Origin of the sequence: Streptomyces sp. NPDC048352 (assembly GCF_040651895.1) — a bacterium.
In the GTDB taxonomy this organism is placed as follows: Bacteria; Actinomycetota; Actinomycetes; order Streptomycetales; family Streptomycetaceae; genus Streptomyces.
Genome location: NZ_JBEZKZ010000023.1, coordinates 52,151 through 78,525 on the forward strand (window position 1 = coordinate 52,151; position 26,375 = coordinate 78,525).

At 71.7% G+C, this 26,375-nt stretch carries 23 protein-coding genes; 19 read left to right on the forward strand and 4 right to left on the reverse strand.

Features of this window, described 5'->3' with window-relative positions; translation table 11 throughout:
- Nucleotides 1-731: 731 nt before the first annotated feature.
- From AB0D45_RS14945 to nuoN, 14 genes are read left to right on the forward strand one after another with little or no spacing between them, the layout of a single operon-like run.
- Complete coding sequence (locus AB0D45_RS14945; protein WP_361603020.1) at nucleotides 732-1,091, forward strand: NADH-quinone oxidoreductase subunit A; 360 nt, start codon at nucleotides 732-734, stop codon at nucleotides 1,089-1,091.
- Nucleotides 1,092-1,105: 14 nt separating this feature from the next.
- The gene (locus AB0D45_RS14950) at nucleotides 1,106-1,660 is read left to right on the forward strand and encodes an NADH-quinone oxidoreductase subunit B (protein ID WP_045946776.1); all 555 of its coding nucleotides are present in this window, start codon (nucleotides 1,106-1,108) and stop codon (nucleotides 1,658-1,660) included.
- Entirely contained in the window at nucleotides 1,657-2,379 is a 723-nt protein-coding gene (locus AB0D45_RS14955; protein ID WP_362458683.1) for an NADH-quinone oxidoreductase subunit C, read from the forward strand. The genes AB0D45_RS14950 and AB0D45_RS14955 overlap by 4 nt, the downstream gene beginning before the upstream one ends.
- The gene (locus AB0D45_RS14960; protein WP_361603027.1) at nucleotides 2,379-3,719 is read left to right on the forward strand and encodes an NADH-quinone oxidoreductase subunit D; all 1,341 of its coding nucleotides are present in this window, start codon (nucleotides 2,379-2,381) and stop codon (nucleotides 3,717-3,719) included. The genes AB0D45_RS14955 and AB0D45_RS14960 overlap by 1 nt, the downstream gene beginning before the upstream one ends.
- Nucleotides 3,716-4,453, forward strand: a complete 738-nt coding sequence (nuoE, locus tag AB0D45_RS14965) for an NADH-quinone oxidoreductase subunit NuoE (RefSeq protein WP_361603030.1) — start codon at nucleotides 3,716-3,718, stop codon at nucleotides 4,451-4,453. The genes AB0D45_RS14960 and nuoE overlap by 4 nt, the downstream gene beginning before the upstream one ends.
- Nucleotides 4,453-5,841, forward strand: coding sequence for an NADH-quinone oxidoreductase subunit NuoF (nuoF, locus tag AB0D45_RS14970; RefSeq protein WP_361603033.1), 1,389 nt, complete (start codon nucleotides 4,453-4,455; stop codon nucleotides 5,839-5,841). Before nuoE ends, nuoF begins: the two co-directional genes overlap by 1 nt.
- Complete coding sequence (locus AB0D45_RS14975; RefSeq protein WP_362458687.1) at nucleotides 5,838-8,366, forward strand: NADH-quinone oxidoreductase subunit G; 2,529 nt, start codon at nucleotides 5,838-5,840, stop codon at nucleotides 8,364-8,366. The genes nuoF and AB0D45_RS14975 overlap by 4 nt, the downstream gene beginning before the upstream one ends.
- Nucleotides 8,363-9,757 carry an NADH-quinone oxidoreductase subunit NuoH gene (gene nuoH, locus AB0D45_RS14980; protein ID WP_361603039.1) on the forward strand — a complete coding sequence of 465 codons (1,395 nt, stop codon included), beginning with the start codon at nucleotides 8,363-8,365 and terminating at the stop codon, nucleotides 9,755-9,757. The genes AB0D45_RS14975 and nuoH overlap by 4 nt, the downstream gene beginning before the upstream one ends.
- Complete coding sequence (gene nuoI, locus AB0D45_RS14985) at nucleotides 9,750-10,376, forward strand: NADH-quinone oxidoreductase subunit NuoI (RefSeq protein ID WP_362458690.1); 627 nt, start codon at nucleotides 9,750-9,752, stop codon at nucleotides 10,374-10,376. Before nuoH ends, nuoI begins: the two co-directional genes overlap by 8 nt.
- Nucleotides 10,373-11,185, forward strand: coding sequence for an NADH-quinone oxidoreductase subunit J (locus AB0D45_RS14990; protein WP_362458692.1), 813 nt, complete (start codon nucleotides 10,373-10,375; stop codon nucleotides 11,183-11,185). The genes nuoI and AB0D45_RS14990 overlap by 4 nt, the downstream gene beginning before the upstream one ends.
- Nucleotides 11,182-11,481 (forward strand): NADH-quinone oxidoreductase subunit NuoK, encoded by a 300-nt coding sequence (gene nuoK, locus AB0D45_RS14995; protein ID WP_007265827.1) that lies wholly within the window; start codon nucleotides 11,182-11,184, stop codon nucleotides 11,479-11,481. Before AB0D45_RS14990 ends, nuoK begins: the two co-directional genes overlap by 4 nt.
- Before the next feature lie 12 nt (nucleotides 11,482-11,493).
- Complete coding sequence (gene nuoL / locus AB0D45_RS15000; RefSeq protein ID WP_362458695.1) at nucleotides 11,494-13,434, forward strand: NADH-quinone oxidoreductase subunit L; 1,941 nt, start codon at nucleotides 11,494-11,496, stop codon at nucleotides 13,432-13,434.
- Nucleotide 13,435: 1 nt separating this feature from the next.
- Nucleotides 13,436-15,022: an NADH-quinone oxidoreductase subunit M gene (locus AB0D45_RS15005; protein ID WP_361603051.1), complete on the forward strand. Its 1,587-nt coding sequence runs from the start codon at nucleotides 13,436-13,438 to the stop codon at nucleotides 15,020-15,022.
- A gap of 23 nt (nucleotides 15,023-15,045) precedes the next feature.
- Nucleotides 15,046-16,665: an NADH-quinone oxidoreductase subunit NuoN gene (gene nuoN / locus AB0D45_RS15010; protein ID WP_362458734.1), complete on the forward strand. Its 1,620-nt coding sequence runs from the start codon at nucleotides 15,046-15,048 to the stop codon at nucleotides 16,663-16,665.
- Between the two features lie 79 nt (nucleotides 16,666-16,744).
- On the opposite strand, the gene AB0D45_RS15015 is transcribed toward nuoN, so the two are convergent.
- The 3 genes from AB0D45_RS15015 to fahA form a co-directional block, all read right to left on the reverse strand.
- Nucleotides 16,745-17,371 (reverse strand): hypothetical protein, encoded by a 627-nt coding sequence (locus tag AB0D45_RS15015; RefSeq protein WP_362458698.1) that lies wholly within the window; start codon nucleotides 17,369-17,371, stop codon nucleotides 16,745-16,747.
- 107 nt (nucleotides 17,372-17,478) lie between these two features.
- Nucleotides 17,479-18,057: a hypothetical protein gene (locus AB0D45_RS15020; protein ID WP_361603060.1), complete on the reverse strand. Its 579-nt coding sequence runs from the start codon at nucleotides 18,055-18,057 to the stop codon at nucleotides 17,479-17,481.
- A gap of 97 nt (nucleotides 18,058-18,154) precedes the next feature.
- Nucleotides 18,155-19,381 carry a fumarylacetoacetase gene (gene fahA / locus AB0D45_RS15025; protein ID WP_362458701.1) on the reverse strand — a complete coding sequence of 409 codons (1,227 nt, stop codon included), beginning with the start codon at nucleotides 19,379-19,381 and terminating at the stop codon, nucleotides 18,155-18,157.
- A gap of 142 nt (nucleotides 19,382-19,523) precedes the next feature.
- Here fahA and AB0D45_RS15030 point away from each other — a divergent pair, with 142 nt between their 5' ends.
- A complete protein-coding gene (locus AB0D45_RS15030) occupies nucleotides 19,524-20,336 on the forward strand; it encodes an HAD family hydrolase (RefSeq protein WP_361603066.1) in 813 nt (270 codons plus the stop codon).
- 331 nt (nucleotides 20,337-20,667) lie between these two features.
- Here AB0D45_RS15030 and AB0D45_RS15035 read toward each other — a convergent pair whose 3' ends face one another.
- Nucleotides 20,668-22,671 carry a CocE/NonD family hydrolase gene (locus tag AB0D45_RS15035; protein WP_362458704.1) on the reverse strand — a complete coding sequence of 668 codons (2,004 nt, stop codon included), beginning with the start codon at nucleotides 22,669-22,671 and terminating at the stop codon, nucleotides 20,668-20,670.
- Between the two features lie 488 nt (nucleotides 22,672-23,159).
- On the opposite strand from AB0D45_RS15035, the gene AB0D45_RS15040 reads away from it, so the two are divergent.
- The 4 genes from AB0D45_RS15040 to AB0D45_RS15055 all read left to right on the forward strand — a co-directional run bounded on the left by AB0D45_RS15040 (nucleotide 23,160) and on the right by AB0D45_RS15055 (nucleotide 26,328).
- A complete protein-coding gene (locus AB0D45_RS15040) occupies nucleotides 23,160-24,170 on the forward strand; it encodes a polyprenyl synthetase family protein (protein ID WP_362458706.1) in 1,011 nt (336 codons plus the stop codon).
- 226 nt (nucleotides 24,171-24,396) lie between these two features.
- Nucleotides 24,397-25,605, forward strand: a complete 1,209-nt coding sequence (locus AB0D45_RS15045) for a DUF2092 domain-containing protein (RefSeq protein ID WP_362458709.1) — start codon at nucleotides 24,397-24,399, stop codon at nucleotides 25,603-25,605.
- A 97-nt stretch (nucleotides 25,606-25,702) separates the two neighbouring features.
- A complete protein-coding gene (locus AB0D45_RS15050) occupies nucleotides 25,703-25,906 on the forward strand; it encodes a hypothetical protein (protein ID WP_361608417.1) in 204 nt (67 codons plus the stop codon).
- Nucleotides 25,903-26,328: a hypothetical protein gene (locus AB0D45_RS15055; protein ID WP_361608419.1), complete on the forward strand. Its 426-nt coding sequence runs from the start codon at nucleotides 25,903-25,905 to the stop codon at nucleotides 26,326-26,328. The genes AB0D45_RS15050 and AB0D45_RS15055 overlap by 4 nt, the downstream gene beginning before the upstream one ends.
- Nucleotides 26,329-26,375 lie beyond the last annotated feature (47 nt).

A 26,375-nucleotide genomic window follows, 5' to 3' on the forward strand; every position in this document is an offset into this window, starting at 1 on the left:
GCGCGAGGGCCGCTAACCGGGCGCGCGACGCCTCTTATTGACGCCGTAACGGACGTAACGGACACGCTTTCACAAGGCTGTGATCATGGGCTTTCAGTAATAAGTCCGAATTGATCCACGGCCTACCATCCACCTGTACAGATGGCCAAGCCCCCTTTCGGCGACCCCCGTTCGGTGTGTCGCAGGTCACAGTCGCCCGTCGCCGTGAGGGCGCTGTGACCGGTCCGTGATCCCGCCGTGAAGCCGCCGTGCGGTTCGTGAACGGATGCACAGGATCTCCGCCCGGTTCCCGTCGGCGGCGAATCCCGGTCACCGCGTCCACTCCCGTACCGGGCTCCTCCCCCGACCGAGGGACGCGCATCCCCTTACCAGTTCGGACACCGCTTCGCCAATTTGCCTGCACTGCCCATCATTTGATAGAGCGCCACGCCTTCCACCTGCGCCTACGGGGCCGGATGTCACCTTTGGTGATCATGTGGATGCCTTGAGTATGAAGATCACCACTCATTGGGCTTCATGATCGTTCGCCGGGTGGTGGAGATCACAAACCCGGTGTTGCAACCCGTGTCGCAGATCACAGACCGGCGGGCATAAGATGCGCACCAGTCCGGCTTGTGAACTGCCTCACATGCGATCGGCCCCTGTTCGAGGGGGTGGCCTTCGAGGGGGCGGGGCACGCGGCGCCGGCGCAGCGGTCCAACGGTCAAGGACGACTGGAAGGAGCGAGGAGCGTGAATGCGTACGCACCCATCCTCGTGCTCGGCGCCATCGGCGCAGGGTTTGCGATCTTCTCCGTGGTCATGGCCACGCTGATCGGCCCAAAACGGTACAACCGGGCGAAGCTCGAAGCCTACGAGTGCGGCATCGAGCCCACCCCCGTGCCCGCCGGCGGCGGACGCTTCCCCATCAAGTACTACCTGACGGCGATGCTCTTCATCGTCTTCGACATCGAGATCGTCTTCCTCTACCCCTGGGCCGTCACCTTCGACGCCCTGGGGATCTTCGGGCTCGTCGAGATGCTGCTCTTCGTGCTCACCGTCTTCGTCGCCTACGCCTACGTGTGGCGCCGCGGCGGCCTGGAATGGGACTGAGGGGCTGAATTCCCATGGGACTGGAAGAGAAGCTGCCGAGCGGCTTTCTGCTCACCACCGTCGAACAGGCCGCGGGCTGGGTGCGCAAGGCATCCGTCTTCCCGGCCACCTTCGGCCTGGCGTGCTGCGCCATCGAGATGATGACCACCGGCGCCGGCCGCTACGACCTGGCCCGCTTCGGCATGGAGGTCTTCCGCGGCTCCCCGCGCCAGGCCGACCTGATGATCGTGGCGGGACGCGTCAGCCAGAAGATGGCGCCGGTGCTGCGCCAGGTCTACGACCAGATGCCCGCCCCGAAGTGGGTCATCTCCATGGGCGTGTGCGCCTCGTCGGGCGGAATGTTCAACAACTACGCGATCGTCCAGGGCGTCGACCACATCGTCCCGGTGGACATCTACCTGCCCGGCTGCCCGCCCCGCCCCGAGATGCTGATGGACGCGATCCTCAAGCTCCACCAGAAGATCCAGGGCTCGAAGCTCGGCGTGAACCGGGAAGAGGCGGCGCGCGAGGCGGAGGAGGCCGCCCTCAAGGCCCTCCCCACCATCGAGATGAAGGGGCTCCTTCGGTGAGCGACGACCCGGCCGTCGAGAACGGCAACAACGTCCCCGCTCCCCGGCCCGGCTCCGGGCCCGAGGTGATCGGCGTCCGCAAGGGCATGTTCGGCAGCCGCGGCGACGGCGACACCAGCGGCTACGGCGGCCTGGTGCGCACCGTGGCACTGCCCGGCGCGACCGGCCGCCCCTACGGTTCGTACTTCGACGAGGTCGTCGACGAGCTGGAGGGCGCCCTGGAGGAGCAGGACCTGCTCCCGCAGCACGCGATCGAGAAGACCGTCGTCGACCGGGGGGAGCTGACCCTCCACATCGCCCGCGAGCACCTGGTGCGGGTCGCCTCCACCCTGCGCGACGATCCCGCCCTGCGCTTCGAGCTCTGCACCGGCGTCTCGGGGGTGCACTTCCCCGGCGACAAGGGCCGCGAGCTGCACGCCGTCTACCACCTGCGCTCGCTCACCCACGGCCGGATCCTGCGGCTGGAGGTGTCCGTCCCGGACGCCGACCCGCACCTGCCCTCGCTCGTCACGGTCTACCCGACCAACGACTGGCACGAGCGCGAGGCGTACGACTTCTTCGGCCTGGTCTTCGACGGCCACCCGGCCCTCACCCGGATCATGATGCCGGACGACTGGCAGGGCTTCCCCCAGCGCAAGGACTACCCGCTCGGCGGGATCCCCGTCGAGTACAAGGGCGCCCAGATCCCGGCTCCCGACCAGCGGAGGTCGTACAGCTGATGTCCCCCACCCCGAACCACGCGGAAGACCACGCCTCCGCGCGCGAGACGACCGAAGGCGCCGTCTACACCGTCACCGGCGGCGACTGGGACGAGATCGTCCGGTCGGCGTCCCGCGCCGACGACGAGCGCATCGTCGTCAACATGGGACCCCAGCACCCGTCCACCCACGGAGTGCTCCGCCTGATCCTGGAGATCGACGGCGAGACGGTCACCGAGGCCCGCTGCGGCATCGGCTACCTGCACACCGGCATCGAGAAGAACCTCGAATTCCGGAACTGGACGCAGGGCACCACCTTCGTGACGCGCATGGACTACCTGACGCCGTTCTTCAACGAGACGGCCTACTGCCTCGGCGTCGAGAAGCTGCTCGGCATCACCGACCAGGTCCCCGACCGCGCCACCGTCATCCGCGTCCTGCTGATGGAGCTCAACCGGCTCTCCTCGCACCTGGTGTGCATCGCCACCGGCGGCATGGAGCTGGGCGCGACCACGATCATGATCTACGGCTTCCGGGACCGCGAGCTGATCCTCGACGTCTTCGAGCTGATCACCGGCCTGCGTATGAACCACGCCTTCGTCCGCCCCGGCGGCCTCGCCCAGGACCTGCCCCCGGGCGCGGTCGACCAGCTGCGCGAGTTCGTCAAGACGATGAAGAAGAACCTGCCGGAGTACGACAAGCTCGCCACCGGCAACCCCATCTTCAAGGCCCGCATGCAGGACGTCGGCTACCTCGACCTCACCGGCTGCATGGCGCTCGGCGCCACCGGCCCGATCCTGCGCTCGGCCGGGCTGCCGCACGACCTGCGCAAGGCGGACCCGTACTGCGGCTACGAGACGTACGAGTTCGACGTCCCCACCACCGAGAGCTGCGACTCCTACGGGCGCTTCCTGGTCCGCCTGGAGGAGATGCGCCAGTCGCTGCGGATCGTCGAGCAGTGCCTGGACCGGCTGGAGCCGGGCCCGGTGATGGTCGCCGACAAGAAGATCGCCTGGCCGGCGCAGCTCGCCATGGGCCCCGACGGCCTCGGTAACTCGCTCGACCACATCAAGAACATCATGGGCACCTCCATGGAGGCCCTCATCCACCACTTCAAGCTGGTGACCGAGGGCTTCCGGGTACCGGCCGGCCAGGCGTACGCGGCCGTCGAGTCACCCAAGGGCGAGCTCGGCGTGCACGTCGTCTCCGACGGCGGCACCCGCCCCTACCGGGTCCACTTCCGCGACCCGTCCTTCACCAACCTCCAGGCCATGGCCGCGATGTGCGAGGGCGGCCAGGTCGCCGACGTCATCGTGGCCGTCGCCTCCATCGACCCCGTGATGGGAGGCGTCGACCGATGACCGACATCTCATTGGGCATGCCGCAGCTTCCCGCCCCCGACTTCCCGGCCGCCGTGCGCGAGCGGCTCGAAGCGGACGCGAAGGAGATCATCGCCCGCTACCCCGACAGCCGCTCCGCGCTGCTGCCGCTGCTGCACCTGACCCAGTCCGAGGAGGGCTACGTCTCGCGCACCGGCATCCGCTTCTGCGCCGAGGTGCTGGGCCTGACCACCGCCGAGGTCACCGCGGTCGCCACCTTCTACACGATGTACCGGCGCCGCCCCTCCGGGGACTACCAGGTCGGCGTCTGTACGAACACCCTGTGCGCGGTGATGGGCGGCGACGCCATCTTCGACGAGCTCAAGGAGCACCTGGGGGTCGGCAACAACGAGACCACCGCCGACGGCAAGGTGACGCTGGAGCACATCGAGTGCAACGCGGCCTGCGACTACGCACCCGTGGTGATGGTCAACTGGGAGTTCTTCGACAACCAGACCCCCCAGTCCGCCAAGGCCCTCGTCGACGACCTGCTGGCGGGCCGCCCGGTCGAGCCGACCCGGGGCGCGCCGCTGTGCACGTACAAGGAGACCGCCCGGATCCTGGCGGGCTTCCCCGACGAGCGCGAGGGCGCGGTCGGCGCGAGCGGCGGGGCGGGCCCCGCCTCCCTGATCGGCCTGCGCATCGCCCGCGGTGAATCCCCGCACGCCCCGATCGTGCACCCGCGCGGCGAGGTCACCACCGAGGGAGGGGAGTGATGACGGTGTCATCCAAGGAAAGTCATGGGGGCCCCTCCCAGCCGAAGGCTGGGGGAGGGAGCCCGGAGAAGCTCCTCGCACCCGTCCTGTCGGCGTTCTGGGACGAGCCCGAGTCCTGGACGCTGGAGACCTACCGGCGCCACGAGGGCTACGAAGGCCTGCGCAAGGCCCTCGCGATGACCCCGGACGAGGTGATCGCGTACGTCAAGGACTCCGGTCTGCGCGGACGCGGCGGCGCGGGCTTCCCCACCGGGATGAAGTGGCAGTTCATCCCGCAGGGCGACGGCAAGCCGCACTACCTCGTGGTGAACGCGGACGAGTCGGAGCCGGGAACCTGCAAGGACATCCCCCTCCTCTTCGCCAATCCGCACTCCCTCATCGAGGGAATGATCATCGCCTGTTACGCGATCCGGTCGGAGCACGCCTTCATCTACCTGCGCGGGGAGACGGTCCCGGTCCTGCGGCGCCTGCACGAGGCGGTGCGCGAGGCGTACGCGGCCGGATACCTCGGCAAGGACATCGCCGGCAGCGGGCGCAACCTCGACATCACGGTGCACGCGGGAGCGGGCGCGTACATCTGCGGCGAGGAGACGGCACTGCTCGACTCCCTCGAAGGCCGGCGCGGTCAGCCCCGGCTGCGTCCCCCCTTCCCCGCTGTCGAGGGGCTCTACGCGTGCCCCACTGTCGTCAACAACGTCGAGTCCATCGCCTCGGTTCCCGCGATCCTCAACAAGGGCAAGGACTGGTTCAAGGCGATGGGGACGGAGAAGTCCCCCGGCTTCACCCTCTACTCGCTCTCCGGGCACGTCGCGGGCCCCGGCCAGTACGAGGCCCCGCTCGGCATCACCCTGCGCCAGCTCCTCGACATGAGCGGCGGGATGCGCCCCGGGCACCGGCTGAAGTTCTGGACCCCGGGCGGCTCCTCCACGCCGATGTTCACCGACGAGCACCTGGACGTCCCGCTCGACTACGAGGGCGTCGGCGCCGCCGGATCGATGCTCGGCACCAAGGCGCTCCAGTGCTTCGACGAGACCACCTGCGTGGTGCGCGCCGTCACCCGCTGGACCGAGTTCTACGCCCACGAGTCCTGCGGCAAGTGCACCCCGTGCCGCGAGGGCACGTACTGGCTGGTCCAGCTGCTGCGCGACATCGAGGCCGGCCAGGGCGTCCTGTCCGACCTCGACAAGCTGAACGACATCGCCGACAACATCAACGGCAAGTCGTTCTGCGCGCTCGGCGACGGCGCGGCCAGCCCGATCTTCTCCTCGCTGAAGTACTTCCGCGCGGAGTACGAGCAGCACATCACCGGCAAGGGCTGCCCCTTCGACCCCAGGAAGTCGACCCTCTGGGCTGACGGTCCGGCCAAGAACTCCGAGGTGAACGCATGACCGTCGCCACCAGTGCCCCCGCCGGCGGCGGCGAGGCCGCGAAGCCGCCGCAGGACCTGGTCTCCCTGACCATCGACGGCATCGAACTGTCCGTCCCCAAGGGCACCCTCGTCATCCGGGCCGCCGAACAGCTCGGCATCGAGATCCCCCGGTTCTGCGACCACCCCCTCCTCCCCCCGGCCGGTGCCTGCCGCCAGTGCATCGTCGAGGTCGAGGGCCAGCGCAAGCCGATGGCCTCCTGCACCATCACCTGCACCGACGGCATGGTCGTCAAGACCCAGCTGACCTCCGAGGCCGCCGACAAGGCCCAGCGCGGGGTGATGGAGCTGCTGCTCATCAACCACCCGCTGGACTGTCCCGTCTGCGACAAGGGCGGCGAGTGCCCGCTGCAGAACCAGGCGATGTCGCACGGCAACGCCGCATCGCGTTTCGAGGGCAAGAAGCGCACCTACGAGAAGCCCGTCCCGATCTCCACCCAGGTGCTGCTGGACCGCGAGCGGTGCGTGCTGTGCGCGCGCTGCACCCGCTTCTCCAACGAGATCGCCGGCGACCCGATGATCGAACTGCTGGAACGCGGCGCGCTCCAGCAGGTCGGCACCGGCGAGGGCGACCCCTTCGAGTCGTACTTCTCCGGCAACACCATCCAGATCTGCCCGGTCGGCGCCCTCACCTCGGCCGCCTACCGGTTCCGCTCCCGCCCCTTCGACCTCGTCTCCTCCCCCAGCGTGTGCGAGCACTGCGCGGGCGGCTGCGCGACCCGCACCGACCACCGGCGCGGCAAGGTGCTGCGCCGCCTCGCCGCCGAGGACCCCGAGGTCAACGAGGAGTGGATCTGCGACAAGGGCCGCTTCGCGTTCCGCTACGCGCAGCGCCCCGACCGGCTGACCACGCCCCTGGTCCGCGGCGCGGACGGGGTGCTGGCGCCCGCGAGCTGGCCCGAGGCGCTGGAGGCGGCGGCCCGTGGGCTCACCGCCGCCCGCGGGCGGGCCGGGGTGCTGACCGGCGGCCGGCTCACCGTCGAGGACGCCTACGCCTACGCCAAGTTCGCCCGGGTGGTGCTCGGCACCAACGACATCGACTTCCGGGCCCGGGTGCACAGCGCCGAGGAGACCGAGTTCCTGGCCGCCGCCGTGGCCGGCACCGGAAAGGACCTTGGGGGCACCTCCCGGCCGAAGGCTGGGGGAGGGACGGGCGTCACGTACTCCTCGCTGGAGGCGGCCCCCGCCGTGCTCCTCGTCGGCATCGAGGCCGAGGAGGAGGCCCCCGGGGTCTTCCTGCGGCTGCGCAAGGCCCACCGCAGGCACAAGCAGCAGACCTTCGCCCTCGCCCCCTTCGCCACCCGCGGCCTCGCCAAGGCGGGCGGCACCCTGCTGGCCGCCGCCCCCGGGACCGAGCCCGAGTGGCTCGACGCACTGGCCACCCGCACCGGCCTGGAGGCGGGCGGCTCCGAGGCCGCGGAGGCGCTGCGCCGGCCGGGCGCGGTCATCGTCGCCGGAGAGCGCCTGGCCGGCGTGCCCGGCGCGCTGACCGCCGCCGTCCGCACGGCCACCGCGACCGGGGCCCGCCTGGTGTGGATCCCGCGCCGGGCCGGGGAGCGGGCCGCCGTCGAGGCGGGCGCGCTGCCGTCGCTGCTGCCGGGCGGGCGCCCCGCCACCGACCCGCGGGCCCGCGAGGAGGTCGCCGCGGCCTGGGGGCTGGAGGAACTCCCGCACCGCTACGGCCGCGACACGGGGCAGATCGTCGAGGCCGCCGCCACCGGGGAGCTGTCCGCCCTGCTGGTCGCGGGCGTCGAGGTCGCCGACCTGCCGGACCCGGCCCGCGCCCGCACCGCCCTGGAGGAGGCCTTCGTGGTCTCCCTGGAGCTGCGGCCCGGGGAGGTCACCGACCGCGCGGACGTGGTCCTGCCGGTCGCCGCCGTCGCCGAGAAGGCCGGGACGTTCATCAACTGGGAGGGCCGGGTCCGCCCGTTCGAGGCCGCCCTCAAACCCGACCAGATGACCCGCCGCCTCGCCCCCGCCGACGCCCGCGTGCTGCACATGCTCGCCGACGCCGCCGACCGGCCCCTCGCGCTGCCCGACGTACACGCCGTACGCAGGGAGCTGGCGCGGCTCGGCCCCTGGGAGGGGGAGCTGGCGCCCGAGCGGTCCACCGCCCCCGAGCCGCTGCCCCGCCCCGGCGCGGGCGAGGCCGTCCTCGCCGGGCACCGGCTGCTGCTCGACCTGGGCCGGCTCCAGGAGGGCGACGACGCCCTGGCCGGCACCCGGCACGAGGCCGCCGCCCGGCTCTCGGCCGCCACCGCCGCCGAGACCGGCGTCAAGGACGGCGACGTCCTCGCCGTCACCGGCCCGGCGGGCGTGGCGGAACTCCCGCTGCGGATCACCGAGATGCCCGACCGGGTGGTGTGGCTCCCGCTGAACTCCACCGGCTCCGGAGTCCTCGCCGACACCGGCGCCCGCCCCGGAACCCTCGTACGGATCGGCCCGGCCGGGGCCGGCCCTGCGGCCGACGCGGAGGTACGACCGTGACCCACCTCGCCCCGTTCGCGGCGCAGCCGCACATCCTGGCCGCCGAGGACCTCACCCTGTTCGGCAGGGACGTCTGGTGGCTCGTCCTCGTCAAGGCGGTGTTCTGCTTCGCCTTCCTGATGGTGACGGTGCTCTTCTCCATCGTGTGGGAGCGCAAGGTCGTCGCCTGGATGCAGCTGCGCATCGGCCCCAACCGGCACGGCCCCTGGGGCATGCTCCAGTCGCTCGCCGACGGCGTGAAGCTGATGCTGAAGGAAGACGTCGTCGTCAAGCGGGCCGACAAGGTGGTGTACGTCCTGGCCCCGATCATCGCGGCGATCCCGGCCTTCATGGCCATCGCGGTGATCCCCTTCGGCCCCTCCGGCAACGAGGTGTCGATCTTCGGCCAGCGCACCACGATGCAGCTGACGGACCTCCCGATCGCGATGCTCTACGTCCTCGCGGTCGCCTCGGTCGGCATCTACGGCATCGTCCTCGCCGGCTGGTCCTCCGGCTCCACCTACCCGCTGCTCGGCGGCCTGCGCTCCTGCGCACAGATGATCTCGTACGAGATCGCGATGGGCGCGGCCTTCGCCTCGGTGTTCCTCTACTCCGGGTCGATGTCGACCTCGGCGATCGTGGAGGCGCAGGCGGACCGCTGGTACATCGTGCTCCTGCCGGTGTCCTTCATCATCTACGTCGTCACGATGGTCGGCGAGACGAACCGCGCCCCCTTCGACATGCCGGAGTCCGAGGGCGACCTCGTCGGCGGCTTCAACACCGAGTACTCCTCCATCAAGTTCGCGCTGTTCATGCTGGCCGAGTACGTCAACATGGTCACCGTCTCGGCGGTGTCCGTCACCCTCTTCCTGGGCGGCTGGCGGGCCCCGGCGCCGATCTCCACGTACTGGGAGGGCGCCAACCACGGCTGGTGGCCGCTGCTGTGGTTCGTCATCAAGGTCCAGCTGCTGCTGTTCTTCTTCATCTGGCTGCGCGGCACGCTCCCGCGCGTGCGCTACGACCAGCTGATGAAGCTCGGCTGGAAGGTCCTGATCCCGGTCTCCGTCGTCTGGCTGATGCTGGTCGCCACCGTCCGGGCGCTGCGCAACGAGCGCTACGACTTCAGCGAGATCGTCCTGTACGTCGGGGGCGCGGTCATCGCGGTCCTGCTGGTCTCCTCCGTCGCGGACCACTTCCGGGACAAGCGGGAGAAGGCGGCCGCCGCCGAGGCCGGGAAGGCCGCCGCGGCCGAGCCCTTCGACGCGATGGCCGGCGGCTTCCCCGTACCGCCCAAGCCCGGCCAGCACCTGGCCCCCGTACCGCGCCGACGTCCCCGCGGCGAGCGGGAGCTGATGGTCAGCGGCGGGGCGAACACCGACAGTGACCGAGAGGAGGGTGCTGACCATGCCTGACGCAGAGGGCGACAAGTGGCAGAACCCGGTGGCCGGCTTCGGCGTAACCTTCAAGGCCATGTTCAAGAAGCGGCTCACCGAGCAGTACCCGGAGCAGCCGAAGACCACCGCTCCGCGCTTCCACGGACGGCACCAGCTCAACCGCCACCCCGACGGCCTGGAGAAGTGCATCGGGTGCGAACTGTGCGCCTGGGCCTGTCCCGCCGACGCGATCTACGTGGAGGGCGCGGACAACACCGAGGAGGAGCGCTACTCCCCGGGCGAGCGGTACGGGCGGGTCTACCAGATCAACTACGCCCGCTGCATCCTGTGCGGCCTGTGCATCGAGGCGTGCCCGACGCGGGCGCTGACGATGACCAACGAGTTCGAACTGGCCGACTCCAGCCGGGAGTCCCTGATCTACACCAAGGAGCAGCTCCTCGCGGGGCTGACCGAGGGCATGGTCGAGACCCCGCACTCCATCTTCCCGGGCACCGACGAGCAGGACTACTACCGCGGGCTGGTGACGGGCGCCGCCCCGGGCACGGTCCGGCAGGTGGCCGTCTCCAAGGGGGAGACGGCCCCGGCCGACGCCCCCGCCGACGCCCCCGCCGGCACGACCGAGGGGGTCGGGGCATGAGCGCCATCGCCGCGGCCGCCACCTCGACCTCCACCGGTGAGGCCGTGCAGTTCTGGGTGCTCGGCACGGTCGCCGTCATCGGCGCGCTGTGCACCATCCTGATGAAGAAGGCCGTGCACAGCGCCCTGTGCCTGGCCGGGACGATGATCGTCCTGGCGGTCTTCTACCTCGCCAACGGGGCGTACTTCCTGGGCGTGGTCCAGGTCGTCGTCTACACCGGCGCCATCATGATGCTGTTCCTCTTCGTGGTCATGCTCGTCGGCGTCACGGCGGCCGACTCGCTGAAGGAGACCCTCAAGGGGCAGCGCTGGCTGGCCGCCCTGTGCGGGCTCGGCTTCGGCGTCCTGCTGATCGCCGGCATCGGCAACGCGGGGCTCGGCCACTTCAACGGGCTCGGCCGGGTCAACTCCGCCGGGCACGTCGAGGGCCTCGCCGAACTGATCTTCACCCGCTACATCTTCGCCTTCGAGATCACCGGCGCACTGCTGATCACGGCGGCCGTCGGCGCCATGGTGCTCACCCACCGCGAGCGCACCGAGCGGGCCGCCACCCAGCGCGAACTCGCCGAGAAGCGCGTCCGCGAGGGCGTGCAGCTCCCGCCGCTGCCGGCCCCCGGCGTCTACGCCCGGCACAACGCGGTGGACGTCGCCGGCCTGCTGCCCGACGGCACCCCGTCCGAGCTGACCGTGAACAAGACGCTGCGCGCCCGCGGCCAGGTCCGGGACGTCTCCGGACAGGCCCTGGACGACCTCAAGGCGCTGGAGCACCGCTCCGCGGAGCGCCTCGGCCGAGAGGAGGCCTCGAAGTGAATCCGGTCAACTACCTGTACCTGGCCGCCCTGCTGTTCACCATCGGCGCGGCCGGCGTACTCATCCGGAAGAACGCGATCGTGCTGTTCATGTGCGTCGAGCTGATGCTCAACGCCTGCAACCTCGCCTTCGTCACCTTCTCCCGGATGCACGGCAACCTCGACGGCCAGATCATCGCGTTCTTCACGATGGTCGTCGCCGCCGCGGAGGTCGTGGTGGGCCTCGCGATCATCGTGTCGCTGTTCCGTACCCGCCACTCGGCCTCGGTCGACGACGCCAGCCTGATGAAGCTGTAAGGGGCGTTCACAGTGGAGAATCTGATTGCGCTGCTGGTGGCGGCGCCCCTGCTCGGAGCGGTGGTGCTGCTGTGCGGCGGCCGGCGCCTCGACAAGGCCGGCCACTGGATCGGCACCCTGCTCGCGGCCGTCTCGTTCGGCATCGGCGTCGTCCTGTTCGCCGGCATGCTCGGGCGCGGCGCCGAGGACCGGACCCTGGCCCAGCACCTGTTCAGCTGGGTGCCGGTGGAGGGCTTCCAGGCGGACATCGCCTTCCAGCTGGACCAGCTGTCGATGACCTTCGTCCTGCTGATCTCCGGGGTGGGCACGCTCATCCACGTGTACTCGATCGGGTACATGGAGCACGACGAGCGCCGCCGCCGCTTCTTCGGCTACCTCAACCTGTTCGTCGCGGCGATGCTGCTGCTCGTCCTCGCCGACAACTACCTGCTGCTGTACTTCGGCTGGGAGGGCGTCGGCCTCGCCTCGTACCTCCTGATCGGCTTCTGGCAGCACAAGCCCAGCGCGGCCACCGCCGCGAAGAAGGCCTTCCTGGTCAACCGGGTCGGCGACATCGGCCTGTCGATCGCGATCATGCTGATGTTCACCACCTTCGGGACGTTCGCCTTCGGGCCGGTGTTCGCCTCCGCGGGCGACGCCTCGGAGGGCAGGCTGACCGCGATCGGCCTGATGCTGCTGCTGGCGGCCTGCGGCAAGTCGGCGCAGGTCCCGCTGCAGTCCTGGCTCGGTGACGCGATGGAGGGCCCGACCCCGGTCTCCGCCCTCATCCACGCCGCCACCATGGTCACCGCGGGCGTCTACCTGATCGTCCGCTCGGGCGTGATCTTCGACGGGGCGCCGGACGCGCAGCTCGTCACCACCGTCGTCGGCGCGGTGACCCTGCTCTTCGGTGCGATCGTCGGTTGCGCGAAGGACGACATCAAGAAGGCCCTCGCCGGCTCCACGATGTCGCAGATCGGCTACATGATCCTCGCCGCCGGCCTCGGCCCGGTCGGCTACGTCTTCGCGATCATGCACCTGGTGACGCACGGCTTCTTCAAGGCCGGCCTCTTCCTCGGCGCGGGCTCCGTCATGCACGGGATGAACGACGAGGTCGACATGCGCAAGTACGGCGGCCTGCGCACCTACATGCCGGTCACCTTCGTCACCTTCGGCCTCGGGTACCTCGCGATCATCGGCTTCCCCGGCCTGTCCGGCTTCTTCTCCAAGGACATGATCATCGAGGCGGCCTTCGCCAAGGGCGGCACCCAGGGCTGGATCCTCGGCGGAGTCGCCCTGCTGGGCGCCGGCATCACCGCCTTCTACATGACCCGGGTCATGCTCCTCACCTTCTTCGGCGAGAAGCGCTGGCAGCCCGCGCCCGACGCCGACGGGACGCCGAGCGCCGAACCGGCCGCCGAGCACCGGGCGGGACGGATGCCCCACCCGCACGAGTCGCCGAAGTCCATGACCATCCCCATGATCGTGCTGGCCTTCGGCTCGGTCTTCGCGGGCGGCTTCTTCGAGATCGGCGAGCGCTTCCTGAACTGGCTGGAGCCCGTCACCGGGTACGAGCACGGCCACCCACCGGTCAGCGCCATGGCGGTGACCGCCTCCACCATGGTGGTCCTGGTCGTCGGCGTGGCCCTCGCCTGGGCCGTGTACGGCCGCCGGCCCGTCCCCGTCGTCGCCCCGCGCGGCTCGTTCCTCACCCGGGCGGCCCGACGGGACCTGTTCCAGGACGACTTCAACCACGTGGTCCTCGTACGGGGCGGAGAGCACCTGACCCGCTCCCTGGTGTACGTCGACCACAGCCTCGTCGACGGAGTGGTCAACGGCACGGCCGCCTCGGTCGGCGGACTCTCGGGCCGGCTGCGCAAGCTGCAGAACGGCTACGCCCGCAGCTACGCGGTCTCGATGTTCGGGGGCACGGCGATCCTGATCGCCGCGACCCTGCTGATGAGGGCGGTGTGAAATGAGTTTCCCGCTTCTGACGGTGACGGCCGTGGTCCCCGCGGCCGGCGCGGTCCTGACGGCGGCCGTCCCGGCCGCCCGCAGGACCGTCGCCAAATGGCTCGCGCTGCTCTTCTCGCTGGCCACACTGGCCCTGGCCGTGCTGGTCGCGGTCCGCTTCGAGCCCGGTGGCAAGCGCTACCAGCTCACCGAGTCCCACGCCTGGATCGCCGACTTCGGCGTCCGCTACGAACTGGGCGTCGACGGCATCGGCGTGGCGCTCATCGCGCTCACCGCCCTGCTGATCCCCTTCGTGATCCTGGCCGGCTGGCACGACGCCGACCCCCTGGAGACCGCCTCCTCCCGCTGGCGGCCCACCCAGGGCTTCTTCGCCCTGATCCTGCTGGTCGAGGCGATGGTGGTGATCTCCTTCGAGGCCACCGACGTCTTCCTCTTCTACATCTTCTTCGAAGCCATGCTCATCCCGATGTACTTCCTCATCGGCGGCTTCGGGGACCGGGCGCACGCCGGAACGGACGAGAACGCCGCCGCGCAGCGCTCGTACGCGGCCGTCAAGTTCCTCCTCTACAACCTGGCCGGCGGCCTGATCATGCTGGCCGCCGTCATCGGGCTGTACGTGGTCGCCGGGAACTTCTCGCTCCAGGAGATCACCGCCGCCCGCGCCGCGGGCACGCTCGACATGGCCACCAACACCGAGCGGCTGCTCTTCCTCGGCTTCTTCTTCGCCTTCGCGGTGAAGGCCCCGCTGTGGCCGCTGCACACCTGGCTGCCCAACGCGATGGGCGAGGCCACCGCCCCGGTCGCGGTCCTGATCACCGCGATCGTCGACAAGGTCGGCACCTTCGCGATGCTCCGCTTCTGCCTCGGGCTCTTCCCCGAGGCCAGCAAGTGGGCCACCCCGGCGATCCTCGTCCTGGCCCTGATCAGCATCGTCTACGGCGCGCTGCTCGCGGTCGGCCAGCGGGACATCAAGCGGCTGATCGCCTACGCGTCGATCTCCCACTTCGGCTTCATCATCCTGGGCATCTTCGCGATGACCTCCCAGGGCCAGTCGGGCGCCACGCTCTACATGGTCAACCACGGGATCTCCACGGCGGCGCTGATGCTGGTCGCCGGCTTCCTGATCTCCCGGCGCGGCTCGCGGCTCATCGCCGACTACGGCGGCGTGCAGAAGGTCGCCCCGGTCCTCGCCGGCACCTTCCTGATCGGCGGCCTCGCCACCCTGTCCCTGCCGGGCCTCGCCCCCTTCGTCAGCGAGTTCCTGGTCCTGGTCGGCACCTTCGCCCGCTACCCGGTCATCGGCATCATCGCCACCATCGGGATCGTGCTGGCCGCCCTGTACACGCTGGTCCTCTACCAGCGCACCATGACCGGCCCCGTCAAGGAGGGGGTCCGCGCCATGCCGGACCTGCGCGCACGGGAACTGCTGGTGGTCGCCCCGCTGATCGCCCTGCTGATCGGGCTGGGCGTCTACCCCAAGGTGCTCACCGACATCGTCAACCCGGCGGTGGAGCACACCATGTCGGACGTGAAGCAGACGGACCCGAAGCCCGAGCTGTCCATCCAGAACGTGGAGGCGGCCAAGTGATCGCATCCCAGAGCCTGCTGACGCTGGCGGCCAACGGACCGGCCGACCGGATCCCGGCCCCGCACATCGAGTACGCGCAGCTCGCGCCCACGCTGATCGTGGTGGGCGCGGCCGTCCTCGGCGTCCTCGTCGAGGCCTTCGTCCCGCGCAGGTCCCGCTACTACGTCCAGGTGTTCCTCGCCGTCGCCGCCCTGGCCTCGGCCTTCGCGGCGGTCGTCGGCCTCGCGGCCGGCGGGTACGGGAGCACCAAGGCGCACATCGCGGCCATGGGCGCCATCGCGGTGGACGGCCCGGCGCTCTTCCTCCAGGGCACCATCCTGCTCGCCTCCCTCGTCGCGGTGTTCACCTTCGCCGAGCGCCGCCTCGACCCGATGGCGCACGGCAAGCGGGTGGACTCCTTCGCCGCCCAGGCCGCGTCCGTCCCGGGCAGCGACAGCGAGAAGGCCGCCGTCAAGGCCGGTTTCACCACCACCGAGGTGTTCCCGCTCGCCCTGTTCGCGGTCTCCGGCATGCTGATCTTCCCGGCCGCCGACGACCTGCTGACGCTGTTCGTCGCCCTGGAGGTCTTCTCCCTCCCGCTGTACCTGCTCTGCGCCCTCGCCCGCCGCCAGCGGCTGATGTCGCAGGAGGCCGCCGTCAAGTACTTCCTGCTCGGCGCGTTCTCCTCGGCGTTCCTCCTCTTCGGCATCGCACTGCTCTACGGCTACGCCGGCTCGGTCTCCTACGCGGTCATCGCCGACGTGGTGGACGGCACCGTCACCCGGATCGACCCGGCGCTGGCGTCCACCATGGGCAACGACGCGCTGCTGCTCATCGGCGGCGCGCTCATCCTCACGGGCCTGCTGTTCAAGGTCGGCGCGGTCCCCTTCCACATGTGGACCCCGGACGTCTACCAGGGCGCCCCGACCCCGGTCACCGGCTTCATGGCGGCGGCGACCAAGGTGGCCGCCTTCGGCGCGCTGCTGCGGCTGCTGTACGTGGTCCTGCCGGGGCTGCGGTGGGACTGGCGGCCGGTGATGTGGGGCATCGCGATCGTCACGATGCTCGCGGGAGCGGTGATCGCCGTGACCCAGACCGACGTGAAGCGGCTGCTGGCGTACTCCTCCATCGCGCACGCCGGCTTCATCCTGGCCGGTGTGATCGCCACCTCCGAGGAGGGTGTCAAGTCCGTCCTCTTCTACCTGGCGGCCTACTCCTTCGTGACCATCGGTGCCTTCGCGGTGGTCACGCTGGTGCGCGACGCGGGCGGCGAGGCGACGCACCTGTCGAAGTGGGCGGGGCTGGGGCGGCGCTCGCCGCTCACCGCGGCCGTCTTCGCGGTGTTCCTGCTGGCCTTCGCCGGCATCCCGCTGACGTCCGGCTTCGCCGGGAAGTTCGCGGTGTTCAAGGCGGCTGCGGAGGGCGGCGCCGGGGCGCTGGTGGTGGTCGGTGTCGTCTCGTCGGCGATCGCCGCGTTCTTCTACATCCGGGTGATCGTGCTCATGTTCTTCAGCGAGCCGAAGGCCGACGGCCCGACGGTGGCCGTGCCCTCGCCGCTGACCATGACCACCATCGCGGTGGGCGTCGCGGTCACCCTGGTCCTCGGCCTGGCCCCGCAGTACTTCCTGGACCTGGCGGGACAGGCGAGCACCTTCGTCCGCTGACCCGGTCCGTACGGACGCCAGGGCCCGGCCCCCTCGGGGGGCCGGGCCCTGCGCCGTGCGGGGGCGGTCCGGGCGGTGCCTAGTGCCCGTGCGCGTGCGACGCGGCCGCCGGGGTGGCGGCCGCCGTGCCGGGGGCCTTCGGGGGGCAGCTCAGCCCGGGGTTCCAGTTGTGGAAGCGGCCGGCCGGGTTCTCCCGGTACGCCCACATGTGGAGGTCGTAGTGCTTGGGCATGCCCGCCCAGTGGCCGGGCATGGGGCCGTCGAAGGGCAGCCCGAACATGGTGGGCCGGTCGTCGGTGGTCTTCAGGTCCTGGTCCCGGTCGGCGGACATCCACTCCACCGTCTGGAGCTTGCGGCGGCCGTGGCGGTCCTTGGCGGTGCTGTAGAGGAGCGCGGTCGGCCTGGCGGGGTCCGTGGACCCCCAGTTGGACTCCTTGACGTAGTGGTAGCCCATCGTGCCGACCCCGAACGGGTTGGTCATGCACTCCTGGCCGTGCGGGACGTACCCGTCCTTGAGGGCCTGCTGCTCGTCGACGTACTTCGCGGTCACCGCGATCGCCGTGGCCATGTCGCGCATCGCCTGCGGGTTGCGGGGGTCGGGCGCCGGGCCCTCCACCGCCTGCGCCGGCGGCAGGGCGGCCAGGAGCAGGGACGCGCCGGCGACGGCGCAGGCCAGCAGGGCCTTGGGGCTGCGGGGTACGGACATGGGAGCTCCTGGTGTTCGGGGCCGGTCCCGGAGGGGCTTTCGTCCACCATCCCGGGACGGCGGGGGCCCCGCACGCGGCGGGGATCCGAACGGGGGGCGGCGCCGCGCTACGCGGTGGAGGGCGTGGCGGGGCGCGGCCTGGTGGTGCCGGGACGGCAGGTCACCGACGGGTTGAAAGGCTCGAACCGCCCGGACGGGTTGTCCTTCCACAGCCACAGGTGGAGCGAGTAGTGGACCTTCTGGCCCTTGTAGCGGGCGGGAAGCGGGCCGCGGAACGGCTCCCCGAACAGGGAGGGGCGGTCGTCGTCGGTGTCGATGCGGCCGTCGCGGTCCACGACCATCCATTCGAGGCCGGCCAGGCGCCAGTGCCCCGCGCCGTCCCCCTCGTAGAGCAGGGCGGTGGGCTTCTGGGGGTCGGTGGAGCCGTCGTAGGCGTGGTTGAAGTGCGGGTAGCCGAGGGCCCCGCCGCCGTCGCCCGGGTTGACGACGCAGTACTGGTCGGGGACGTAGCCGGCGGCGACGGCCGCCTCGTGCCGGTGGTACTTGGCGGTGGCGCGGTAGGACGCGGCCAGTTGGGCGGCGGGCGCGGCCGGGGAGGAGGCCGGTGCGGCGGGGGCGGCGCCCAGGGCGAGGGAGGCGGTGGCCGCGAGGGCCAGGGGGGCGAGCTGTGCGGTACGAGAGGCCATGCCAGCAGCGTCACCGCGGCCCCGGGCCCCCGCCACTCAGGCGGCGCGGGCGGAGTATCCGGGGGCGGCGGCGAGACCCGCCGCCCCCGTCTCCGGTCTACCGGGAGGCCGCGATGCGGCCGGTGACCTCGCCGAGGCCCACGCGGGTGCCGTCGGCGCCCGGCGCCCAGGCGGTGATGGTGACGGTGTCCCCGTCCTCCAGGAAGGTGCGCTTGCCGTCGGCGAGCTCGATGGCGTCGCGGCCGTTCCAGGTGAGTTCCAGCAGCGAGCCGCGCTGGTCGACCTCGGGGCCGCTGACCGTGCCGGAGCCGAACACGTCGCCGGTGCGCAGGGAGGCGCCGTTGACGGTCATGTGGGCCAGCTGCTGGGCGGCGGTCCAGTACATCGAGGCGAACGGCGGCCGGGCGACCTCCTGCCCGTTGACGGAGACCGTGATGCGCAGGTCGAAGCCGCCGGGCCGGTCGACGTCGGCGTCGTCGAGGTAGGGCAGCAGCGGGAAGTCCCGGGCGGGCGGCGCGACGCGGGCCGCGTCCAGGGCCTCCAGGGGGGTCACCCAGGCGGAGACGGAGGTGGCGAAGGACTTGCCGAGGAAGGGGCCGAGCGGTACGTACTCCCAGGCCTGGATGTCGCGCGCGGACCAGTCGTTGAGGAGGAACAGCCCGAAGACGTGCTCCTCGAAGTCGCCGAGCGCGACCGGACGGCCCAGCTCCGAGGGGGTGCCGACGACGAAGCCGACCTCGGCCTCGATGTCGAGCTTCACCGACGGACCGAAGACCGGCGCGGGGTCGGCGGGGGCCTTGCGCTGCCCGGAAGGCCGCACCACGTCCGTCCCGGAGACCACGATCGTGCCCGAGCGGCCGTGGTAACCGATGGGCAGGTGCTTCCAGTTGGGGGTGAGCGCGTCCCCGTCGGGGCGGAAGATCCGTCCGACGTTGGTGGCGTGGTGCTCGCTCGCGTAGAAGTCGACGTAGTCCGCGACCTCGTACGGCAGGTGCAGCGCGACGGCGTCCAGCGGCAGCAGGTGCGGCTCGACCGTCTCGCGGTGCCCGGGGTCGGTGACCCAGGCGGTCAGCGCGCGGCGCACGTCGCGCCAGGCGGTGCGGCCGGCGGCCAGCAGCGGGTTGAGCGAACCCTGGGCGAGGACCCCGGCGTAGGGGGAGCCGAGCGCGACGGCGACGGCCCCCGCGTCGAGCACGTACCCGCCGAGGCGCACGCCGACCCGGCGGCGCTGCGGCTCCGCCGGAGTGGAGAACACGCCGTAGGGGAGGTTGTGCGGCCCGAACGGGTCGCCCTCGGGGACGTCGAGGGGGCTCTGCTGGGGCATGGGGTGCTGCCTCGCTTTCGAGGGGGGCCGGGGGGTGTCCCGGGGGCTGGTTGACACGTTACGTGGCGTGTGGGGTCTGTGGGAGGCCGGATTAGGGCGCTATTTGTAGGACTTGTCCAAGGGGGTCCGTATCCTTGGCGCCGTGACTTCCGCCCTCCCCTATGCCTTGATCGCCACCGACCTGGACGGGACTCTGCTGTGCGCCGGTGACACCGTCTCCCCCCGCTCCGGCGCGGCGCTCGCGACGGCGCGCGCGGCCGGCGCCCGCCACATCGTCGTCACCGGCCGCCCGGTCCCACAGATCCGGCACGTCCTGGACGACCTCGGCTACACGGGGCTCGCGGTGTGCGGGCAGGGAGCGCAGGTGTACGACGCGGCGCGCGGAATCCTGCTGCACTCCGTCGCGATGGACCGGGGCCTGGCCGAGGTGGCCCTCGGCAAGATCGAGGCGGAGATCGGCGAGGTGTACGTGGCGGTCAACCAGGAGGGGGTGGACGCGGAGATGCTGGTGGGGCCGGGCTACCGGATGCCGCACCCGCACCTGCCGATGGTCCGCGTGCGGGGGCGGGGCGACTTGTGGTCGTCACCGATCAACAAGGTGCTGCTCCAGCATCCGCGGCTGGACGACGACGAACTGACGCGGGTGGCGCGGTCGGTGGTCGGGGAGCTGGTGAACGTCACGATGGCGGGGGAGCACACGGTGGAACTCCAGCCGCCGGGCATCGACAAGGCCAGTGGGCTCGCGCGGGCGGCGTCGGCCCTGGGGGTGGGGGCGGAGTCGACGATCGCCTTCGGCGACATGCCGAACGACGTCCCGATGTTCGCGTGGGCAGCGCACGGGGTGGCGATGGCGAACGCCCACCGCGAACTGGTCGCCGTCGCCGACGAGGTGACGCTGTCGAACGAGGCGGACGGCATCGCGGTCGTCCTGGAACGGCTGTACGGACCCTCTTGACGCGGTCCTCGCACCGCTCAGCGCCGGCGCGCTTCCCGGGCTTCGGCCCGCTGCGCCGGACTCCGTCCGTCGACGCCGCGGCGGGGCCACGGGGCGGCTGGGGTCCGGCGCAGGCAGACCCAGCCTCGTCGGCGTTTGAGGCGCGGGGTCCGGGGCGGAGCCCCGGGGAACGGGGGAAGGGCGGGCAGGGGACCAGCCCCGCGCAGCGGCACCCCCCCCCGCAGGCGGGCACCCGGCTCTGGCGAGCCCGCGGCCCCGTCCCGGTCCGACGGCCGGAGGTCCGGCCGCGGCGCGGAGCCGGGGAAGCCGGGCACGGCCGAGCCGGACGGGCTCAGCCCGCCGCGCGGGGGAGGCGGCGCTCCCAGGTGCGGTGGAAGAGGACCTCCTCGCCCTCGCGGCAGACGACCTCGTTCACCGTCACGAAGCCGCCCTCGTCGCACGAGATCTCCGACCGGGTCTCCACCCGCGCGTCCCACCCCAGCTCCGCCCGGTGCAGCCGGATCCGCCACCGCGAGCCCGTCCGCGCGGACAGCGCGTCCGCGGACCGGATCTCGTACGACTCCTCCGCGTCCTCCTCGTACTCCAGCCCGTCCGGGTACACCCGCGTCCCCCCGGACCGGGGGTCCACCTCCAGCCGCCAGAGGCCGCGGGCGACGTCCCGTACGACGACCCGCTCCGGACGTGGATCGTCCAGGGTCTCCGGATGGACCACCGCCGGCGGCTCCGCCTGCTCCGGCGCCCCGAAGGCGATCTGCCCGTCGAGGGAGGAGGCCGCGCGGACCGGCAGTTCCAGCGTGCTGCCCCCCGGGTCGAGGGTCCAGCCCGCCTCGGAGCCGGCCCGCGGCCAGATCCACGGCCAGTACGCGGAGGACAGCGCGAGCCGGATCCGGTGCCCCGGGGAGAAGGAGTGGCCGATGCCGTTCAGTTCGAAGGTGACGTCCTCGTACGCGCCCACCCGCCACGGCACCGCCCGCTCCCGCCCCTGCCGCGCCGAGAGGTTCAGCGCCCCGCGCGTGACCAGCGTCGACGCCCCGTCGGGGGCGACGTCGCACAGCCGCGCCACCACCTGCCCGTACGGGACGTCCATCCGCAGCCGCAGCGTCACCGACGGCCGGCCCAGGATCTCCACCGGTTCACCCGGCGCGACCGGGACCTCGAAGCAGGCCGACTTCGCGTCCTCCTCCCGCTGGTCCGGCGGCAGGTCGGCTTCGTTGCCCGAGGGGGAGAACCGCCCGGCGTCCAGCCCGGTGTGCTGCGGCGAGGCCACCGCCACCGGCGCGCCCTGGAGCCCGTACGAGACGGGCACGACGGAGGGCGACGGCCACGCCTTCTCGCCGGCCCAGCGGCCCGGCAGCCGCTCGTAGGCCGTCGCGGGCGGGTGTGAGCCGCTGATCCAGGCGCGCAGCAGCGGCTCGTCCATCACCCCGTTGTCGTCGCCCTTCAGCCAGTGGTCCCACCAGCGCAGGGTCTCCTGGAGGAAGCCGATCGCCGGTCCCGGAGGCCGTTCCCGGTCGGGGTACTGCTGCGACCACGGCCCGATCAGGCCCCGCACCCGGGAGGCGGGCAGGTGGGAGACCAGCCGCAGCACCGCGTCCCGGTGGGGGTCGTGCCAGCCGCCCACCGCGAGCACCGCCGCGCCGATCGCCGCGTAGTCCTCGCAGACGCTGCCGTGGCGCCAGTAGGCGTCGCGGGTCTGGTGCGAGAGCCAGGTGTGGATCAGGGGCTCCACGCCCTCCAGCCGGTCCAGCCACTGCTCGCGCCAGCCGTCGCCGACGTGGAGCGGGTCCGGCGGGCGGGAGGCGAAGGCCAGCAGGGCGGCGGCCCGGGCGTGCATGTCCACGGCCAGCACGGAGCCGCCCATGTAGTGGCCGTCGTCGTCGTAGCGGTCGTCCGTCGAGCAGACGGTGACGACGGCCTTCAGCGCCTTCGGGGCGAGCGCGGCGATCCGGAGGCTGTTGCAGCCGCCCCAGCCGATGCCGAACATCCCCACCGCACCCGTGCACCACGGCTGTGCGGCCAGCCACTCCACCACCGCGACCCCGTCGGCCAGTTCGCGGGCGTCGTACGCGTCCCCGGGCCGGCCCCCGCTGCAGCCGTGGCCGCGCACGTCCACCCGTACGGAGGCGTAGCCGTGCCCGGCGTACCAGGGGTGGCGCTGCCCGTCGCGCGGCGCGGTCCCGTCGGTCAGCCGGTACGGGAGGTACTCCAGCAGGGCGGGAACGGGCTCGTCCGTCACCGGGCGCCAGATGCGGGCGTACAGATCCACCCCGTCCGGCGTCGGGATCCGGACATCCTCGCGGGTGGTCGCGTACGGGAAGTCGGTACGGATGATCATCGGGATTCCTTCACCGGCCCCTCAGTGGTGGACGGGACGCCCCGTACGGCGCGACCGGGGCGCGGCCGGGACGCGGTCCGGACCGCCAGGGCCGGACCCGCGAGGGCCGGATCCGCGACGCCCCGGGCGGCGCGAAACGGCCCGTCGTCAACCGGCCGGTGCCCGCCGGGCGGAGGGCGCGGCAGGGCCGCCGGGGTTGACGCCCGCGGCGGAACGGGCGGATCCGGCGGCGCGCGGAGGGCCGCCCGTCCGGCGGGGCCTGCACGGACTCGACCACGGAGGTAGCAGTGCTGGACAAAACAGATGCTCCGGTTGTTTCGGCTCCCACCGAACATACCGGGACGGATCGGACCGCGCGTGCGCGGCAACCGGACAGGCCCTCTCGGTGATCGAAAACAGACCGGATACGCTGGCTTGAGTGATGGCAGCGACACATCGACAATCCATGTGATCGTCAGCGTGATCGTCAGCAGACAGGAGTACCCCTCGTGACCGTCGTCGGGCCGTTCGGACTGAGCGTGCGGGACCAGGCTCTTGAGACCGATGTCCAGGCCGGACTGGCCGCCGTCGAGGCGGGTCTGCTGGAGGCCACCAAGAGCGAAGTCCCCTTCATCACCGAGGCCGCGCAGCATCTGGTGCGCGCCGGGGGCAAGCGCTTCCGGCCGCTGCTGGTGATGCTGGCCTCCCGCTTCGGCGATCCCTACGCGCCCGGGATCGTGCCGTCCGCGGTGGTCGTGGAGCTCACCCACCTGGCGACGCTGTACCACGACGACGTCATGGACGAGGCGGACGTGCGCCGCGGGGTGGAGAGCGCCAACACCCGCTGGGGCAACTCCGTGGCGGTCCTGACGGGTGACTTCCTGTTCGCCCGTGCGTCGCACATCCTCGCGGACCTCGGGCCGGAGGCCGTGCGCATCCAGGCCGAGGCCTTCGAGCGGCTCGTGACCGGCCAGATCCTGGAGACGGCCGGTCCGCGCGACGGCCGCGACCCGGTCGCGCACTACCTGGACGTCATCGCCGGCAAGACCGGCTCGCTGATCGCCGTCTCCGGCCGCTTCGGCGCGCTGATGTCCGGCGCCGACGAGTCCGTCGTCGACATCCTGACCCAGTACGGCGAGCGCCTCGGCACCGCCTTCCAGCTCGCGGACGACGTCCTCGACATCGCCTCCGACTCGCACGAGTCCGGCAAGACCCCCGGCACCGACCTGCGCGAGGGCATCCCGACCCTGCCCGTGCTGCGGCTGCGCGAGATGGCAGAGCGGGACCGCCGCCCCGAGGACCTGGAGCTCGTGGCCCTGCTCGACGGGGACCTCACGGACGACGCCCGGCACGCCGAGGTCCTCGCCCGGCTGCGGGTGCACCCCGCGCTGGAGCAGGCCCGCCGCGACACCATCCAGTACGCGGAGGACGCGCGCGCCACGCTCGCCCCGCTGCCGGAGTGCTTCGCGAAGTCGGCGCTGGAGGAGCTGTGCGACGCGGTGGTCCACCGCGCGGGCTGACCGGCGCCCCTGGCAGTGGAAGGGCCCCCGCGGCCCCGTGACCCCTACGGGTCGCGGAGCGGGGGCCCTTCCCATGTCATCCCACGGTCGTACGCGGAGTTGATTCCGGGGGCTGACGCCCCGGGCTCCCCGTTTTGGTCAGATGGAGCCATCGAGAACCCCACCGGATCGGGTGAGCGCGGCGACACGGGGGTCGCCGCCGTGGACACAGAGGGCAGGGACTGACATGGCAGCGAACACGAAGACCTCGCGCAAGGCCGCCCGGTACGCCGTACCGGTCGCCGTGGCGGGGGTCGCGGCGGCGACCGTGGCGATGGTCCCGGCCTTCGCCAACGCCGGCGGACCGGACCTGCCCAAGGTGACGGCGCAGCAGCTGATCGAGAAGGTCGCGGCCTCCGACGTGGAGCAGCTCTCCGGCACCGCCAAGATCACCACCGATCTGGGCCTGCCCCAGCTGGCCTCCGGGCTGCTCGGCGGCGGCGGGATGGCGGGCGGGTCGGCCGACCCGCAGGACAAGATCGCGCAGCTGGCGAACGGCACGCACACCTTCCGGGTCGCGGCCGACGGCCCGGACCGCCAGAAGGTGACCTTCCTCGACGGCAAGGACGAGTACACCCTCGTCCACAACGGCGAGGACGTCTGGGGCTACGACTCCAAGTCCAACGAGGCCTTCCACGAGAAGGACGGGCGGGACGCCGCGGGCCAGGAGCACGGGAAGGCCGCCGACCGCCTCGCGGCCTCGCCGCAGGAGCTGGCGCAGGAGCTCCTCAAGGCCGCCGGCCCCACCACCGAGATCAGCGTCGGCGACACCGCGCAGGTCGCCGGGCGCGACGCCTACCAGCTGGTCCTCAAGCCCAAGCAGGGCGGCTCCACCGTCGGCTCGGTGCAGATCGCGGTGGACGCCGGGAACGGCGTGCCGCTGCGCGTCCGGCTGCTCTCCAGCCAGGGCGGCAAGCCGATCGTGGACGCGGGCTTCACCCAGGTGGACTTCGCCAAGCCGGCCGCGGACGCCTTCGCCTTCGCCCCGCCGAAGGGCGCCAAGGTGACGGAGGGCTCGGAGCACGGCAAGGACGCGAAGGAGGACAAGCCGCTCAAGGCGCTGGAGTCCTTCCCCGGCCTCGGCGCCCTGGCCGGCGGGGCGGACGGCAAGGGTGAGGTGAAGGTCCTCGGCGAGGGCTGGTCCACGGTGGCGCGGATCGACGCGGGGGCCGGCACGTCCGGGATGTCCCTGAAGGACCTGGAGAACGACAAGAACGCGCCGAAGGAGGCCAAGCAGTTCCTGAACTCCCTCGGGGACAAGGTCTCCGGGAAGTTCGGCGAGGGCCGGTTCTTCTCCACCCGCCTGGTCAACGCGCTGATCACGGACGACGGCAAGGTCTACGTCGGTGCGGTCACCAAGGACCAGCTGGTGAGGACGGCCGACTCCGCGAAGTAGCCGCAGCACCGCCGGGGGTGGCCGGGGACCTGTGTCCCCGGCCACCCTTGTGCCGTTCCCCTCCTGCGTACAGCGCGGCCGCTGTACCGTGATGGACATGTCGAGACACGTCACCATCCGCCTGGACGAAGAGTTCCACGAACGCCTGAAGGCGCGCGCGGCGGCGCTGGGTACGACGGTCACCGCGCTCATCACCGAGGTCACGGAACGCGAACTCGACGAGGACCGCAAGACGTTCCTCACGGGCATCGAGGAGTTCGCCGACCACTGGGGCTACTTCCAGGAGCGGTTCGGCAATTGAAGATCACCATGGAGTGGGCCTGGACCGCACTGGCCCACCATCTGCCGTCGGATCCCGCCGTGTGGGACCCCTCCGGGGTGGCCGCTGCCGTCGCCCGGCACCAGAACGACCTGGTGATGGTCCCGGAGCAGCCCGCCCCCGACACCGCCTGGCGGGCGGCGGCCTTCCTGCACACGCTCGCCGTCTGCCCGGCGCTGGAATCGCCGATGAACGAGTTCTACGCCGCCGCCGCGACCCGCTCGTACCTGCGGGTGGCCGGGGCGAAGCAGCTGCCCTCGCCGGAGGAGCTGGGCGACCTGGTGGAGGCCGCGAAGCTGGGCCGGGCGGACGTCTCGGCGGTCGCCCAGGAGCTGCGCGCCCGCATCCAGGACCCCCTGTCCGGCGTGATCCAGTCGGGTCACGCCGGAGCGGGGGAGGACTAGAGCCGTCCAGGACCGGAGCCGTCCGGGGCCGGGGCCGCCCAGGACCG